The organism is Algoriphagus antarcticus (assembly GCF_002150685.1).
Lineage (GTDB): Bacteria > Bacteroidota > Bacteroidia > Cytophagales > Cyclobacteriaceae > Algoriphagus > Algoriphagus antarcticus.
Window position 1 is genome coordinate 1 of the sequence record NZ_MSSW01000051.1, and the last position, 15191, is coordinate 15191.

Sequence of the window (15191 nt, forward strand, 5' to 3'; positions counted from 1 at the left end):
TTTGGAACAGAGCTGTCAGACCTCGAAAGTTTCGCTAAAGTCACGAACGGATTTTTCTAAATTTTAAAAGAATATTTATAATTCAACCTTAATCGAATAAAGTTACCTCCGAGTAAAAAGTGGCTTTTTTAACAATTAGCATTTGGTGGAAATAAGAATTGATTTTCGGATTTGAACTGAGTTTTCATTTACTATTTGCGATTCTGCATGAAGTCTATAACTTGGATCTATAATTGAAAAATTCAAAACTGGCTGGTTTTGAGGAGATTTAGGTCTCTTGAGCACACATCTGAAAATATGATACAAAGAAGGGAGTTTATCCGAAGATCCGCCTTTGCGGCTGTTTTGACAGGAATGGGCCTGGACCTTTCCGCCAGTCCAGTGAATTCTTTAAATCTGAATGTTGGCGCATGCGATTGGTCCATCGGCCAAAGCAGCAATCCGGCTGGCTTGGCACTGGCCAAAAAGATCGGCTTGGATGGACTTCAGGTTAATCTTGGAAACATTGAAAATAAACTTCATCTCCGTGATCCAAAGATTCAAAATCAGTATTTGGAGCAATCCAAATCCTTAGGAATTCCCATTAGCAGCCTTGCTATAGGAGAACTAAATAGCTTTCCCTACAAATCGGATCCTCAAACCGAGGCTTGGGTTTCAGAAAGTATCGATGTGGCTCAGGCTATGAATCTACCGGTCATTCTATTGGCTTTTTTCAACAAAAATGATTTGAGAGGTGATTCCCAAGGAAAAAAGGAAGTGATCCGAAGATTGAAAGCAGTCGCTCCCAAGGCTGAAAAGGCTGGAGTCATTCTAGGAATCGAATCCTATCTTTCTGCAGCGGAGCATCTGGAGATCCTAGATGCTGTAGGTTCATCGGCAGTAAAAATATACTACGACTTTCGAAATTCGGCAGATGCAGGACACCCGATTTATGAGGAGATTCCGCTTTTGGCAAAAGAGCATTTCTGCGAAATACATATTAAAGAGAACGGGAAATTGCTTCGTGACGGAGATTTGGATTGGCCACGAATCGGCGAGCTTTTAGCCAAATCCGATTACAAAGGATCGGGTTGGATGCAGATCGAATGGTCCACGCCCGAAGGAGCCGAAATCGTGTCAGCTTACCAAGACAATCTCACTTTTGTCACCAAAAAAATCAATCAGCAATGAGTTGGAAGAAAGTTATACCCAGTATTCTGGCCCTTGGGGTGATGTTTTCCTGTGGGCAAAAGCCCGAGGTTGCTCCTGTTTTGTTTGCTCCGGAAGAATTCGAAGTCAGCCTATGGGCAGAGTCTCCGCTGTTTTTCAATCCTACGAATATGGATGTGGATCAAAAAGGAAGAATCTGGGTCACCGAAGCCGTCAACTACCGTAATTACAACAATGATGTGGGAGCTTTTTTTCACCATTCCAAAGGTGACCGAATCATGATCTTAACGGATACTGATCAGGACGGGGTCGCAGATTCATCGAAAGTTTTCGTAGAAGACCCGGACTTGGTCTCGCCACTGGGAATTGCAGTGCTGGGGAACAAAATTTTTGTTTCCTGTTCTCCTCATTTGTTGGTCTACACCGATGAGAATGGAGATGATGTGCCGGACAAAAAGGAGATTTTTCTAACTGGATTTGGAGGTCTCGATCACGATCATTCTTTGCATTCAATTTTGGCTGGACCGGATGGAAAGCTGTATTTCAACACCGGAAATGCCGGTCCGCATCTCGTGACAGACAAAAGTGGCTGGACGCTTCGGTCTGGAAGTGTTTATTCCGGAGGCTCGCCCTACAATACCAGTAACTCCGGAAGTCAAGTCAGCGATGATGGCAATGTCTATGTAGGTGGGCTTGCACTGCGAATCAATCCAGACGGCACGGGTTTGGAAGTTTTGGCCCATAATTTCAGAAATAGCTACGAGGTATTCGTGGACTCTAAAGGGGATCTGTGGCAAAATGATAACGACGATCAGGTGGTCACTTGCCGGGTGTCTTGGATTCCCGAAGGCAGCAATGCAGGTTACTTTAGTCAAGATGGCAACCGTACTTGGCAGGCAGATCAGCGGCCTGGCCAAGATCCGTTTACCGCACATTGGCACCAAGATGATCCGGGAGTAATGCCAGCAGGCGATAAAACGGGTGCCGGTTCACCTACTGGGATGATGCGCTATGAAGGTGACGCCTTCGGATCGGATTTCCGGGGAACCTTGATGAGTGCCGATGCAGGACGGAATGTGATTTTCAGCTATCAGCCTAAACGCCACAAATCCGGCTATGACCTAGGAACTCGGAGGATTCTCTTTTCTTCAGTAAATGAGGACGATGAGGGCTACGTGTGGAATGATACCTCATTTCAAAACCAAAAAACCAAGTGGTTTCGTCCAAGCGATTTGGTCACTGGTACGGATGGCGCGATTTACATCGCAGATTGGTACGATCCAGTAGTGGGCGGTCATCAGATGAAAGACAGTTTGGGAAGAGGCAGAATCTATCGGATTGTTCCTAAAGGAAAAAAATTGAAAAGCCCTGAGCTGGACTCTGGAACTGATGCTGGACTGATAGAAATTATCAAAAATCCTGCGGTGAATGTAAGATTTCAAGCTTTTGAGATAATACGAAAAAAAGGAGAAACAGCGATTCCAATGGTCGAACCCTTATTGAAAGACGAAAACCCATTCATACAGGCAAGAGCTATTTTCCTTCTGGCACAGCTGGGAGAAAAGGGCCTGGAGAAAACCAGTCAATTACTGCAAAGTAAAAGCGAAGAAACGCGAATCCTAGCCTTTAGAGCTATCAAAGCAGCAGGGGAATCAAAACCGGTGTCGCCCAACCAACTCCTTGACGAAACTTCCGCTTTCTTGAGGCGCGAGTATTCAACTGCAGCAATCGAAATGCCTTGGGAAACCCGGAAGGTCTTTTTTGAGTCACTTTTGGGAGATTTTGACGTCGAAGATCCGTATTATGTAGAGGTGCTTGGAAAGTTGGCGGAGGGAAATGAAGAGGAGGCCTTGGCAATCGCAAAAAGTAGATTTCCACAGACAGAATCTGGCGAATGGTCTAAAGAAATGGAAGTTTTGATTTGGAGAATTCCGAGTGAAAATTCTGTTTCGGATTTATTGAAGCGACTGGAAAACGATCAACTCGAAGAAAAAAAGCAGAATTACCTGCTGACCTCTCTGGCATTTATCCCTGAAAAAAATGCGGCGGAAGCCATGTTTTCCTTGACCAAAAATACCAATCCACAGCTTTCAGAGAAGGCTATGTATTGGGTTTCCTTTCGGCAGGGAAATGATTGGCAGGCATTTTTAGATTGGGATAAAATAGGTGTTGATCCTGCTAAAATCAAGCAGCTGGCGTCGATGAAAGCGAAGAAGGGCTTTCTCCTCGAAGAAAAAATGGCACTCAATGATCGTAAAAATCAGGCTCGGACCATGGCGAAAGATCCCATCGGAGGTCAGATTTTGATGGAAATGATCACAGCAAATGCACTTCCTGAAGATCTAATGGGAACAGTGGAGGAGTTGATTTTTTCCAATCCGGATCTAGGTGTCAGAGTTCAGGCAAGCAATTATTTTGGAAGCAAAAGCAACGGTGAAAACTATGCTCCAGATTATGTGCTGAAACTTCAGGCGGATCAAGTAAAAGGCAAAACTGCTTTCACCAACTATTGCACGACATGTCATCAGGTGAATGGAGTAGGGAAAAATATCGGTCCGGACTTGACTCAGATTCGCACCAAGTATGACCGCGCAACATTGCTTGACGCTATTGCAAATCCAAATGGAGGAATAGTCTTTGGGTATGAGCCTTGGCTGGTCAAGATGAAATCCGGGGAGTCCTACTACGGATTTGTTCAGGGTGAAACTGCTCAAAACCTACTACTCAAAGACCTCACCGGGAAGCAACACAGCCTCTCTCAGGCTGAGATTGAAAGCAAGAAACAGGAAATCAAATCCATTATGCCTGATCCTGCCGGCTTGGGGATGACTGCTCAGGATTTGGCAGATGTATCTGCTTATTTGCTCGGATTGAAATAGGTTTTCGGAAGCCTTGACTGTCTTAATTCGCCGTTAATAAAACGTCCATTCTCTAGTTGCACGTTGCCAGATTTAATTCAGATTGGTTTTCATAACTCCTTTCGAATTGCTTTTTGACAGACTTGGACTCATTTTGAACTGTATAAAAATTGTCTGATTTTAATGTATAAGGGGTGAAACCAGTTTCTTGGAGTTCAAATTCCTTATCCCTGCTCATAGCTAAACAACTCCTCGATCTTCAACTCAAATAATCTTGCCAACCGAAAAGCCGTCGGCAAGCTGGGATCGAATTTTTCCTTTTCGATCGCATTGATCGTTTGTCGGGACACTCCGATGATTTCAGCCAAGTCTTCCTGGGTCATTCCTCTTTCTGTTCTCAAATCTCTGATTCGATTTTTCATCTATATCGGAGTGTATTTATGATCACTGAGGTCAGATAAGTAATTCCAATGAACATTACCAACATGCTGATTTGAGCATTCTGCTTGATCACATTCGTCGTGTCTAGCAGTGAGTAGGTCAATCCAACAACGACAGCCAAACCAAGTGTGATGGCTAATGATTCGAGGTGAATTTTTTTCTCCAATTCATCGAAATGGTTGAACAGATCTCGATTGGCAAGAATCATTAAGATGCCATTTGCAAAGTTGACGATGATTGCGAACGGTGTCAGAAAGGGATGATTGTCCCAGATAAACTCAGGTCCAAAGGATGCGATTGCCATGGTAGCTACCCAAGACCAAGTCCAGATTGCTAATTTTTTTACTCTTCTGTTTCGTTCTAATTTCATTGTCTCCATAAGGTTTATGTAAAGTTGACTTTACAAATGTAAATAAGACTTTACAAAAGTCAAGTTTTATTTACATTTTTTTTGTCCTTAGAACCTATCATGCGTCGCCTAGTTGTTTTCTAAGTCAGATCGAAAAATTAACATTGGTATTCAGATCCGTAGCTTGAAGATTTGTAAGTTTCTTTAAAAGGGAGTGTCCTCACTCAATCTATTATCACACTATCTAAGCATTGGAAATAGCCTTTTTATTTCCTCTTTACTAGGCTGGGTTCCATACTCGCAGATTTCAAAAGCCTCGGCAAACTTCACCTGACCTGCTTTTTCTTGCCCATACCATTCTTCCAATGTTTTCCTTACGATTGGATTAGGTGCGGATGTTCGTTTAGATTTTAACCAGGCTTTTCGATCTTCCTTTCCTTCTGGAATCACATCTGGGTCATTTGCAATCCAAGGCAGCCACTCATAAAACTGCGATACGTGCGCATCGAGCGCATCGATTTTTTGATCGATCACCGAAGTAATATCGATTGCGATATCCGGTTCGAAGGGGTTGGGTTTTTGAAAATTATCTTGGTAATAAAGAAAGACAGGGTTTTTTCTCAAGGGAGGGATATCTGCGGCGATGTTGGGCACCCCCACCATAAATGCGGCGTCCTGCACCAAGATTCCGGTGTAGCGATGGTCGGGATGGTAATCATTGGAGCGGTGGGAAATCACCACATCCGCATCCCATTCCCTTATCTTTCGGATGACCTCCAGCCGGATTTCCAGCGTGGGGAGGAGTTCTCCGTCATGGTTGTCTAGGACATCATAGGTGATGCCCAACCGTTTTGCTACCTCCTGAGTTTCGGCATATCTTCTTTTGGCGAGCATGCCCCCGCCCATTTCCATGTGGCCGGCGTCTCCGTTAGTTACAGCGAGGAATTTTACCTGATGTCCCATAGCTGCGAAAAGTGCCGCCGTTCCACCGCTTTTGATATCGCAATCATCTGGATGAGCTCCTATCATAATGATTTTTAAGGGGGTCTCCTGAGAAAAGGTTGCGCTAAAACAAAGGAAGACAAGAGAGACAAACAGGACGATTTTTTTCATAGGTGATTCCCAAAGATGTAATTCGAACCGTAAGTTATTGACTAAATGCAAAACTGGATAACTGGATAGAGACTAATTTACTAAGGTCCTTTAAGAAGAAATCAAGATTGTGAATTAGTGACTAATTGTATAGCTGTCCAAGGTTCGCAATCGGAGACATGATCGCAAGGTTTGGCACAATCCGAAGCGATCTTCTTACTGCTTCTTCGGTGTGAAAATTGGTTTTAAAACCACCCTTACACCCTCACTCAATGATGACAATCGAGATTGCAAATCTCTAGACGGAGCAGGCTCTAATTGCAAAATCGACTCTGGTGATAAAATCGGCAACTTTGCCCTTTAGGCTCCTTTATCTTTTTGGAAGAAAATCATCGTCCACATCTGCCGCCGTGGCGAAAAAGCTCAAATTGGAATTTATCCCCTGTTTAAGTCGAGGAGTAGTAGAAAAGAGAATAATCACTAATTTGAAATCGCTTCACTCAAAAAAGTAATCTCGCACCATGTTTAAACTTATTGGTAAGGCAGCTATGCTAATCATCCTGGTAGGCCTTTTGGCAGGTGTTATATTTTATCTAGGTCCTGGATTCTATAATAAGTGGGTGGTTTATCCAAGAATGGAGAGATCCCGGGACGAATTATGGGCTACTTATCAAAAGCCTATTTCCACGATTCCGATTCCCGAATATACCGGCGTGATGCATGTGCATTCCTACTGGTCTCACGATAGCCGGGGCAGCCTAAAAGAGATCCTGAAAGGAGCCAAGGAGGCGGGATTGAATTTTATCTTTTTTTCGGATCACGCCCATAGCAAGCTGGATACGTTTCCTCGGTCTTTTCACGGTCTTTTTGATGGGATACTATTCGAAGCAGGAACAGAGAGTAGTGGCGAGGATGGAGGGATGATGGTTAACCCGTTTAAAAGTGGGGTGTTGAATTGGGAGAAGCCCCGCGATTCGGTGATTCGAGAAATCGTCGATCAGGGAGGTTTGGTCACCTATGTTCATTCCGAAAAAGACCATGATTGGGATAATCCTGATTACCAAGCGATGGAGATTTATAATATCCACTCGGATTTGTTGGATGAGAAGGGCATTCTACCCTTTTTACTCAATCACTTAGTCATGGGAGATACCTACAAAGACTGGGCTTATCGGGAGCTCTATGATAAGCAAGAGTCTATTTTGGCCAACTGGGATGGTCTCAATCAGCGCCGCAGGATAGTGGGAGTAGGAGCCGTGGATGCGCATAATAACCTAAATATCAGAGCACAAGTCATTGGAAATGGGCAGGTGGAGTGGGTGGGGCCCAATGCCGAAACCATTAGCATTCGAGAACCGGGTTTTTTGGAAAAGATCCTGTTACATGAGCCGGATGAAATGGGCTGGTCATGGAAGTGGGAGTTGGATACCTATTTTCACTCCTTCAACTTTGTAAACAATCATGTCTTTTCGGAAGGATTTACCTCGGAAGAAATCAAAGAAAGTATTAAAAAGGGGAATTCCTTCATCGCCTTTGAAGGGCTAGCCAAGGCAAAAGGGTTTCAGTTTTTTGCACAAAATCAAGCACAGGAACTGAAAGGTATCTTGGGAGACTCCATTCCGGTAGAGGAGGTTTGGCAGCTGAGTGTATTATCTCCTTTTCCTGCGAAATATCGCCTCATTCGTGATGGAAAGGTGATCGAGGAGACAAAAGAGGCTTCTTATGAGTTTGTTTTTCCGAGTGTCTATCAAAAAGGGAACTACCGGATTGAGGCGGATCTCTGGCTGAACGATAGCTGGGTCAATTGGATCTTTACCAATCCTATCTATTTGTATTGAGAGAGGAAAGAGAGAATTTAATCAGGCTTTAAACTCGTTTTTCAAAATATTTTTCATTTCGTTTTCGAGCGTAGCCAACTCCTGAGTTGCATAGAAATATGTAAGGTAATAGTTCTTGTTTTTGTTGAGTAATTCTCTTTTGTAAACCTAAATGCCGCAGGTAAGCTTGGATCCTATAGAACTGCTTAAAAAAAGCGTTTAATCAAGCTCCAAAAACTACCTTCACTTTTTCCGAGCTTATTTTTACCACCCATTCGTCCTGAGGATTGACTGAGGTATTCCAGAGGAAAAGTGATTTGAGAGATTTGATTTCGGCAAGTGGTCCCAAGCCGGATGCGCTGACCTTGGTCCCGTTCAGGTTTAAAATCTCAAGTCGGGAAAGGTTCTTCAAAGCTGAAATTCCGGCGTCTGAGATAGGGTTATTTTCGATGCGCAACCTGTGGATATTTGAAAACTGAGCGATGAGGCTCATATCGGAATCCTGAATCCCCGTTTCTGCCAAACTCAGCCAATAGATCTGTTCTTTGATAGGCAAAAGAGCTTTCAAAAGTTCGGAGGCTTGACCATTTGCAACCTCCGATGGCAAGACTACATCCAAGGCACCTGTTTTCTGGGAAAGAACTCTGACCCGAAATCCTATTTTATCCAAAGTCCTGAGATAAACCGTGTCGATGCTCGCCGCAAGCATTTTTTCAGCTCCGAGAATATTGAGTCTAGGCTTTGCCCATTCAATCAGATCTTCATCAGCTTCCATTATTGAAATCTTTGGATCTGCATTTCCTTTTTCTATCCACCAAGTGATCCATTGGATTTCTTCCTCGGTCAGGGGCTTTTTCCCTTCGGAAGGCATAAAGTCGTCGTGATCTTCAGGCAGCGTTACTCTTCGGATCAGTTCACTTTTTCCACCATCCAAGGAAATAATTACCGGTCCATTTTCTCCTCCTTTGAGCAAAGTTTCATAGGAAACCATATTCAATTCGCCCTTGGATTTTCCGGGTCGGTGACAGCTTTGACATTTGCTTCTGAGAACTGGCTGAATCACATCGGTAAATACCTCAGCTTCCTCAATCGTAGCCAAAACGCGTTGTGTACTTTTCTCCTGTGTTCCCCAAAAAGGTGCATAAGCAGTCAGGTAATCTTCCCCATGAGTCAGGCTTCCTCCAAAATGTCCTGTAACAGAAAGCGAAAGCACCAGAAACCCCAAAACTGAATAACTGAGTTTTTTGGGAAATCTGTGCTCGTTTTTGTTCACCCACCAGGCAATTCCAGCTAGTAAAACAGTGGTCCATCCTGCCACCAAATGAATATCCAATAGATCTCCTTCATATCCGCCGGAGCGGGAAAGTAGAAATCCCAACAATGCCGCGATCAAGGCGCTTATCGTTCCCAAAAACAAAGCAAAACTGACTGCTTCTTGTAAAACTGGCTTTTTACCCAAAACCACATACCCTTTCAATAAAACAGCAATGATCAAAAAACCAATGGGTAGATGAACCCAAAGGGGATGAAAGCGTCCGATGAAAGTGATGAAATCTTCTGTCATATTTCGATCATCCTAGGTTAAAATCCCCTTAACCACATGACCTTCTACGTCGGTCAACCTAAATCTCCGACCCTGATGCTTGTAGGTGAGTTTTTCGTGATCGATCCCAAACAAATGTAAAATCGTAGCCTGCAGATCGTGCACGTGAACAGGGTCTTTGACCACATTATAGCCAAAATCGTCTGTTTCTCCGTAGGTAAAACCCGGCTTCACACCTGCTCCGCACATCCACTTGGTAAAGCACCTAGGATGATGATCCCTGCCATAATTATCCGGAGAAAGAGTGCCCTGACTGTAAACTGTCCTGCCAAACTCTCCACCCCAAACGACCAACGTGTCTTCCAATAAGCCCCGCTGCTTCAGGTCTTTGATCAGTGCAGCGGTCGCTTGGTCAGTTTTCTGACTTTGGTTTTTTATTCCATTGGGTAGATTCCCGTGATGATCCCATCCCTGATGATAGAGCTGGACAAATTTGACATCCTTCTCGATGAGCTTTCTGGCCAATAAGCAATTGGCGGCATAGGTGCCAGGATCACGGCTTTCTTCCCCATACATCTCATACACCCAGTCAGGCTCATTGGACATGTCAGTCACATCAGGCACCGAGGTCTGCATTCGGAACGCCATCTCGTATTGAGCGATGCGTGCGCTGATCTCAGGATCACCATAAGTGTCAAACTGCGCTTCATTCAATGATTTGAGGTAATCCAGCATTTCGCGTCGGTCCTGTCCGTCGTAATTTTCCGGATTTCCGAGATAAAGGACAGGGTCTTTTCCTGACCGAAACTGTATTCCCTGATATTGGGAAGGCAGAAACCCATTTCCCCAAAGTCTGGCATAAAGCGGTTGGTCCTGCACGGCATCTTTGGAAACCAATACGATAAAAGAAGGCAGATTTTGATTGTCCGAGCCCAGTCCATAACTCAGCCAGGCACCCATTGATGGACGACCTGGAAGCTGATGGCCCGTCTGGAAAAAAGTAATGGCAGGATCATGGTTGATCTGACTGGTCTGCATGCTTTTGATAAAGCAAAGCTCATCCACTATCTCAGCAGTATGAGGCATCAGTTCACTGACCCAAGTCCTGCTCTGTCCATATTGGCTGAATTTGAAAGCCGAACTAGTCATAGGAAAAGAACTCTGATCGGCACTCATCCCGGTGAGACGTTGGCCGTCTCTCACCGAATCAGGGAGCTCCTGCCCGTGAAGGTCAACTAGCTTTGGTTTGTAATCATACAAATCCAACTGGGAAGGTCCACCGGCTTGAAATAGATAAATAATGCGCTTAGCCTTGGGCATAAAGTGAGGCAACCCTTCCAAGCCATTGGCCGACTCGGAAAGCATAGGTGGTGTCTCTGGATTCCCGGCAAAAATCTTTTCCATACCCATCAATGACCCCAGAGCCAGGGAACCAATCCCCAAGGAAGTTTTAGTCAGAAACCTCCTTCGATCCATGTTTTTTTCAATTTCCTGAAGGTCCCTGTTGGAAGATCTCAGCGGGGCATCGTGATGGTGACTCATGTTATCTTTTGGTTAGGAAAGCATCTGAATTGAGAATGGCGCTGGCTGTCACGGCATTGGCGGCTACTTGGAAGATATCCAAGTGTGGACTGATTTGGTATTCCCCAGCAGCCAGCCAACCTTTTAATTTTGTTGGATCTGATTTGAATTTGCGGTATTCATTTTCCCTTAATTCCAGTAGAATTTCAAGCTCCTTTGGGTTAGGTTTTCTTCCCGTAAGTCTTCGAAAAGTATCTTCTATAGACTTGGAGATTTTAGGATACGCCAGCATTTTTTCACCCAAAACCTTGGAAGCCTCTACAAAGGTCGGATCATTCATGAGCACCAAAGCCTGAAGCGGCGTATTGGTCTCCTGTCTTTTACTTACCGAAAAACTATGGTCAGGCGCATCGAAGATTGCTAAAGTAGGATGGTGAACTGAGCGTTTCCAGACAGTGTACATACTCCTGCGATAAAGGTTTTCACCTGTATCCTGCGCATAGTTGCCTCCATTGACTCTCCAGAGGCCTTCAGGTTGGTATGGAAATACACTTTTTCCCCCAATCACCGGATTTAACAATCCAGCCGCAAAAAGAGCATTATCCCTGATCAATTCTGCCATCAATCGAACCGAAGGGCCATTGGCCAATAGGTAATTATCAGGATCTTTTTCCTCCAGTTCTGGTCGTCTTTTTGAAGCTTGCCGATAGCTGGCCGAATTGACGATCAAACGCTGCATAGCTTTCACATCCCATCCCGAACTCTGAAACTCCAGTGCCAACCAATCCAGCAATTCCGGATGAGAAGGCAATTTTCCCTGATTTCCAAAATCCTCGGAAGTAGCAACCAGCCCTTTTCCAAAGAAATTTTGCCAAAACCGGTTGACAGCCACTCGAGCTGTGAGCGGATTTTGAGGATCTATCAGCCATTGGGCAAGTCCCAGACGGTTTTTTGGAAGATCCTCCGGCATAGGAAGAACGCTTTCAGGTGTATTTGGAAAAACCTCTTCTCCATGCTGATTATACTCTCCTCGTGTCAAAATATAGGTTGGCCGCTTTTTGGCCATTTCCTGCATAATCATCATCTCCGGTATTCGCTCCACAGAATCTGAGTAGGTTTTTCGCTGCACGATAACTTCTTTCAGTTTTTCTCTATAGGCAGCAGAATGGTTATTGAGGTAAAGTTTCTTGAGGGATTGTTTTTCTTGGTTACTGAGTTGGTTCTTGGATTTGGCAAGAGTGGTTTTGAATTCGGCAGGTTTGGCTATCTGCAAGACTTCAAGAAGGGAAATTTCTTTGTCGTACACACTGACTTCATCCACCAAAGCGCCTTTAAGTCCTTTACCTCTCCAAACTGCCCCCACCTGCAAACCCGGCTGCCCGCCTTTGAAAAGGATGTCTTTGTACAGGTTGTCATGGGTAGTTTGGGTAGCCATTTCCTGTCCGTTTAGAAAAACCTTGAGTCCTTTTGCTTTCGAAGAACCATCATAGGTCATGACCAAATTGATCCATTGGTCTCGGGGAATGTCCTGTTCGGTAACTTTGGTGATGGCATTGAAAGGAGCCGTATGGGCCATCAGCAGTTCCAAACGGTTATTCTTCAGACTGAGGTGATAGCCCCGCCAGTTGTAAAGTACCGCCCCAGATCCCGAATGGAAAATTGCGCCATCGCTCAAGGCCTTTGGAACGGAAATCCACGCACTTACTGAAAATGGTTCGCTCTTGGAGAAAACTCCCGAACCGCCCAGATTCAGCCAAGAATCTCCGTTGAGTTTTATACCTTTTCTGCTCCGCCCATCTACGTAAGTAGGCGTCTGGTTCTTTACCTCGCTGCTTTCCATTGTTCCTTTCTGGGAGGGATTGAGCTGGTTTTGAATTGCGCTGTGATCAAAAGAATAGAATGCTACCCGACTGGCAGGAAATTCACGAACTGCTTCTTTGTCGTAGGCATTTGAAGCCAGCCAAGTCTGAAATGTACCTTCTTCCTGTTCCGATACTTTTTTCAGTTCCTCTTCTTCCTGGTTTTTTTGAGAAAGCAGATAGGCCAACATTTTATCTTTTTCCTGATCGGTCAAAAGCATCGTTGGAGCAGGCATGGCATCATCCCAGGAAATCTGCCCGGCCTCATCCACCTGATTGAAAAAACTGCTCATTTCGAAGAAATTCTTCTGGGAAATCGGGTCGAATTTATGATCGTGGCAACGTGCACAGCCCAAGGTCAATGCCATAAAAGCCTGGCCCATAGTACTCGTGCGATCCAAGACATATTCCACACGAAACTCCTCCTCCACTATTCCTCCTTCCATATTTTGCGGATGAATCCGATTGAAAGCCGTGGCAATCAACTGGTCTTTGGTCGGATTTGGAAGAAGGTCTCCAGCCAACTGATGCGTGATAAACTGGTCATAAGAAAGGTTTTGATTGAATGCCTGGATTACCCAATCCCGGTAGGGTGATGCATCCCGATACCGATCTACGGTGTAGCCATGTGTGTCTGCAAACCTCGCAATGTCCATCCAATGCATGGCCATTTTTTCTCCATAGTGGACAGAATTGAGCAATCTGTCGACCTGCTTTTCGTAAGCATCCTCTGATTGATCTGCCAAGAAAGCATTTATTTCAGCCACACTTGGGTTCAATCCTGTCAAATCCAGACTTAATCTGCGCAAAAGGGTTTCCTTGTCCGCCTCAGGTGAAGGCTTGATTCCTTCCTGTTCCAGTTTACTCAGGACATAGTTGTCAATGGGATTTTTGGTCCATGAGTTATCTTTTACTTTTGGAAATTCCGTTTTTTGAGGAGGTATAAAGGCCCAATGTTTTTTGTATTCTGCCCCATCTTCGATCCATTTGATCAGGATTGCTTTTTCTCGTGTGGTCAGAGCCAAATTTGATTCTTTGGAAGGCATGCTGTACTCCGGATCTTCAGATATAATCCGGTGAAAAAGTTCACTGTTCCGAAGACTGCCTGCCTTGATGGCAACTTTGCCCGGAGAATCTTTAAGAGAAGCAAAAGCCATTTCAGGAGTATGCAAACTTAGACCGGCTTTTTGTGCTGCCAGATCCGGCCCGTGACAGGCGAAACATTTATCCGACAAGATGGGCTTTACGTGGATGTTGAAATCCACTGATTCCGGTAATTCCTCATAGGCAGCTTGGACTTCCTCTGGAAGATCAGGGCTGCAGGAATAGAATAAGACTGTAAAGCAGAAGAAACTCAGTAATCGTAAATTCATCGGGTATCAAATCTCCGTGATAAACTAATGAAAATTAGGGGAAGATACTATAAACTGTCTCCTGTATTGAAGTGAAATCCTACCTAATTATCCTGATTGGGTAGATCTAAAAATAAGGAGGTTGTTTTCCCGCCATTTTGTAATTGGCTTTTTCAAGAGTGGGAAAATGATATTCGTAACCAATTGGTTAGTGTAAGAATTTTGAAGCCTTGAAACCATAACGTCTGATTGGCACTTGTTTCCTACCAAATTCTGATTAAAAAAAGCTAGTTGGATAGTATTGAACCAAAAAAAAGCTTCCCGTTTGGGAAGCTATATCACTTGATTAGGTTAACTGAATTTCAGTTTAGGAATTGCTAAGTTTCTCAATTGCAACGTTGACATCATCCTCACCTTTCACGATTTCAAAGTATGAATTAGGAGCGATAGCGGATGGCAACACATACACTAGCGTGTGTGCTACATCTTCCCGGGAGATTTCTCCTACTTCGTCGAATGATTCTTCGGCTTGGATTTTTCCCTCGCCCTCCTTGTCAGTCAAGCCACCCGGTCTTACAATTGTGTAATCCAGGCCACTATTTTTCAAATGTTCGTCAGCGTTGTGTTTAGCTTTCAGGTATTTGTAGAGCTTAGAATCTTTATCTGGATTTTCAGCGCCCATTGAGCTCAGCATCACAAACTTTTGAATATGATATTTTTTTGCAAAGTCCACGCTTCTTTTTGCACCTTCTTGATCTACGGCAATTGTCTTTTCTTCAGTGCTCGATCCCCCGGCCCCGGCTGCGAATATTACACGGTCGATGTTTTCGAAGGCATGTTCAAAGTCCCCTTCCAAGTCACCTATCACTGTTCTGATGTTTCGCTTTTCGAAATGTTCCTTTTGCGATTCCTTCCGAATCATGGCTACAGGTCTATAGCCCGGAGAGTCGTCGAGTATATTACAGATGATTTGTCCTGTTGAACCGTTGGCTCCTATCACTAAAATTTTTTGGATATCTTGTTTCATAGTTTCTTATGTTTTTTGAATATAAAATTCCAAGAAGCCTGCCAAGCATGTGTCTGAGAATGAATGAGAAGATTTGAAAGGGAGATTTTCAATTGTTAAGAGATTTTTGAAAGGTGATCAAAGTGCCATAACTCTAAAGCACTTCTTTCGGAAAAGGACTTTTTCTTATTATTCTTTCCAGAA

At 44.2% G+C, this 15191-nt stretch carries 10 protein-coding genes; 3 read left to right on the forward strand and 7 right to left on the reverse strand.

Annotated elements, in window-relative coordinates; translation table 11 throughout:
* Positions 1-297 precede the first annotated feature (297 nt).
* A complete protein-coding gene (locus tag BVH04_RS16820; RefSeq protein ID WP_086542637.1) occupies positions 298-1170 on the forward strand; it encodes a sugar phosphate isomerase/epimerase family protein in 873 nt (290 codons plus the stop codon).
* Positions 1167-4028 (forward strand): PVC-type heme-binding CxxCH protein, encoded by a 2862-nt coding sequence (locus BVH04_RS16825; protein ID WP_240510968.1) that lies wholly within the window; start codon positions 1167-1169, stop codon positions 4026-4028. Before BVH04_RS16820 ends, BVH04_RS16825 begins: the two co-directional genes overlap by 4 nt.
* A gap of 203 nt (positions 4029-4231) precedes the next feature.
* Here BVH04_RS16825 and BVH04_RS16830 read toward each other — a convergent pair whose 3' ends face one another.
* From BVH04_RS16830 to BVH04_RS16840, 3 genes are all read right to left on the reverse strand, one after another.
* The gene (locus tag BVH04_RS16830) at positions 4232-4429 is read right to left on the reverse strand and encodes a helix-turn-helix transcriptional regulator (RefSeq protein ID WP_086542638.1); all 198 of its coding nucleotides are present in this window, start codon (positions 4427-4429) and stop codon (positions 4232-4234) included.
* Positions 4426-4818: a hypothetical protein gene (locus tag BVH04_RS16835; RefSeq protein WP_240510969.1), complete on the reverse strand. Its 393-nt coding sequence runs from the start codon at positions 4816-4818 to the stop codon at positions 4426-4428. The genes BVH04_RS16830 and BVH04_RS16835 overlap by 4 nt, the downstream gene beginning before the upstream one ends.
* A gap of 219 nt (positions 4819-5037) precedes the next feature.
* Positions 5038-5910 (reverse strand): PIG-L deacetylase family protein, encoded by an 873-nt coding sequence (locus tag BVH04_RS16840; protein ID WP_086542640.1) that lies wholly within the window; start codon positions 5908-5910, stop codon positions 5038-5040.
* 500 nt (positions 5911-6410) lie between these two features.
* Between BVH04_RS16840 and BVH04_RS16845 the strand changes: the two genes are divergently transcribed.
* A complete protein-coding gene (locus BVH04_RS16845; protein WP_086542641.1) occupies positions 6411-7727 on the forward strand; it encodes a CehA/McbA family metallohydrolase domain-containing protein in 1317 nt (438 codons plus the stop codon).
* A gap of 202 nt (positions 7728-7929) precedes the next feature.
* Here BVH04_RS16845 and BVH04_RS16850 read toward each other — a convergent pair whose 3' ends face one another.
* The 4 genes from BVH04_RS16850 to BVH04_RS16865 form a co-directional block, all read right to left on the reverse strand.
* Positions 7930-9270, reverse strand: a complete 1341-nt coding sequence (locus BVH04_RS16850) for a DUF2231 domain-containing protein (RefSeq protein WP_086542642.1) — start codon at positions 9268-9270, stop codon at positions 7930-7932.
* A gap of 12 nt (positions 9271-9282) precedes the next feature.
* Positions 9283-10791 (reverse strand): DUF1501 domain-containing protein, encoded by a 1509-nt coding sequence (locus BVH04_RS16855; protein ID WP_086542643.1) that lies wholly within the window; start codon positions 10789-10791, stop codon positions 9283-9285.
* A 1-nt stretch (position 10792) separates the two neighbouring features.
* Complete coding sequence (locus BVH04_RS16860) at positions 10793-14002, reverse strand: DUF1553 domain-containing protein (RefSeq protein ID WP_086542644.1); 3210 nt, start codon at positions 14000-14002, stop codon at positions 10793-10795.
* A gap of 346 nt (positions 14003-14348) precedes the next feature.
* The gene (locus tag BVH04_RS16865; protein ID WP_205635878.1) at positions 14349-15008 is read right to left on the reverse strand and encodes an SDR family oxidoreductase; all 660 of its coding nucleotides are present in this window, start codon (positions 15006-15008) and stop codon (positions 14349-14351) included.
* Between the last annotated feature and the right edge of the window lie 183 nt (positions 15009-15191).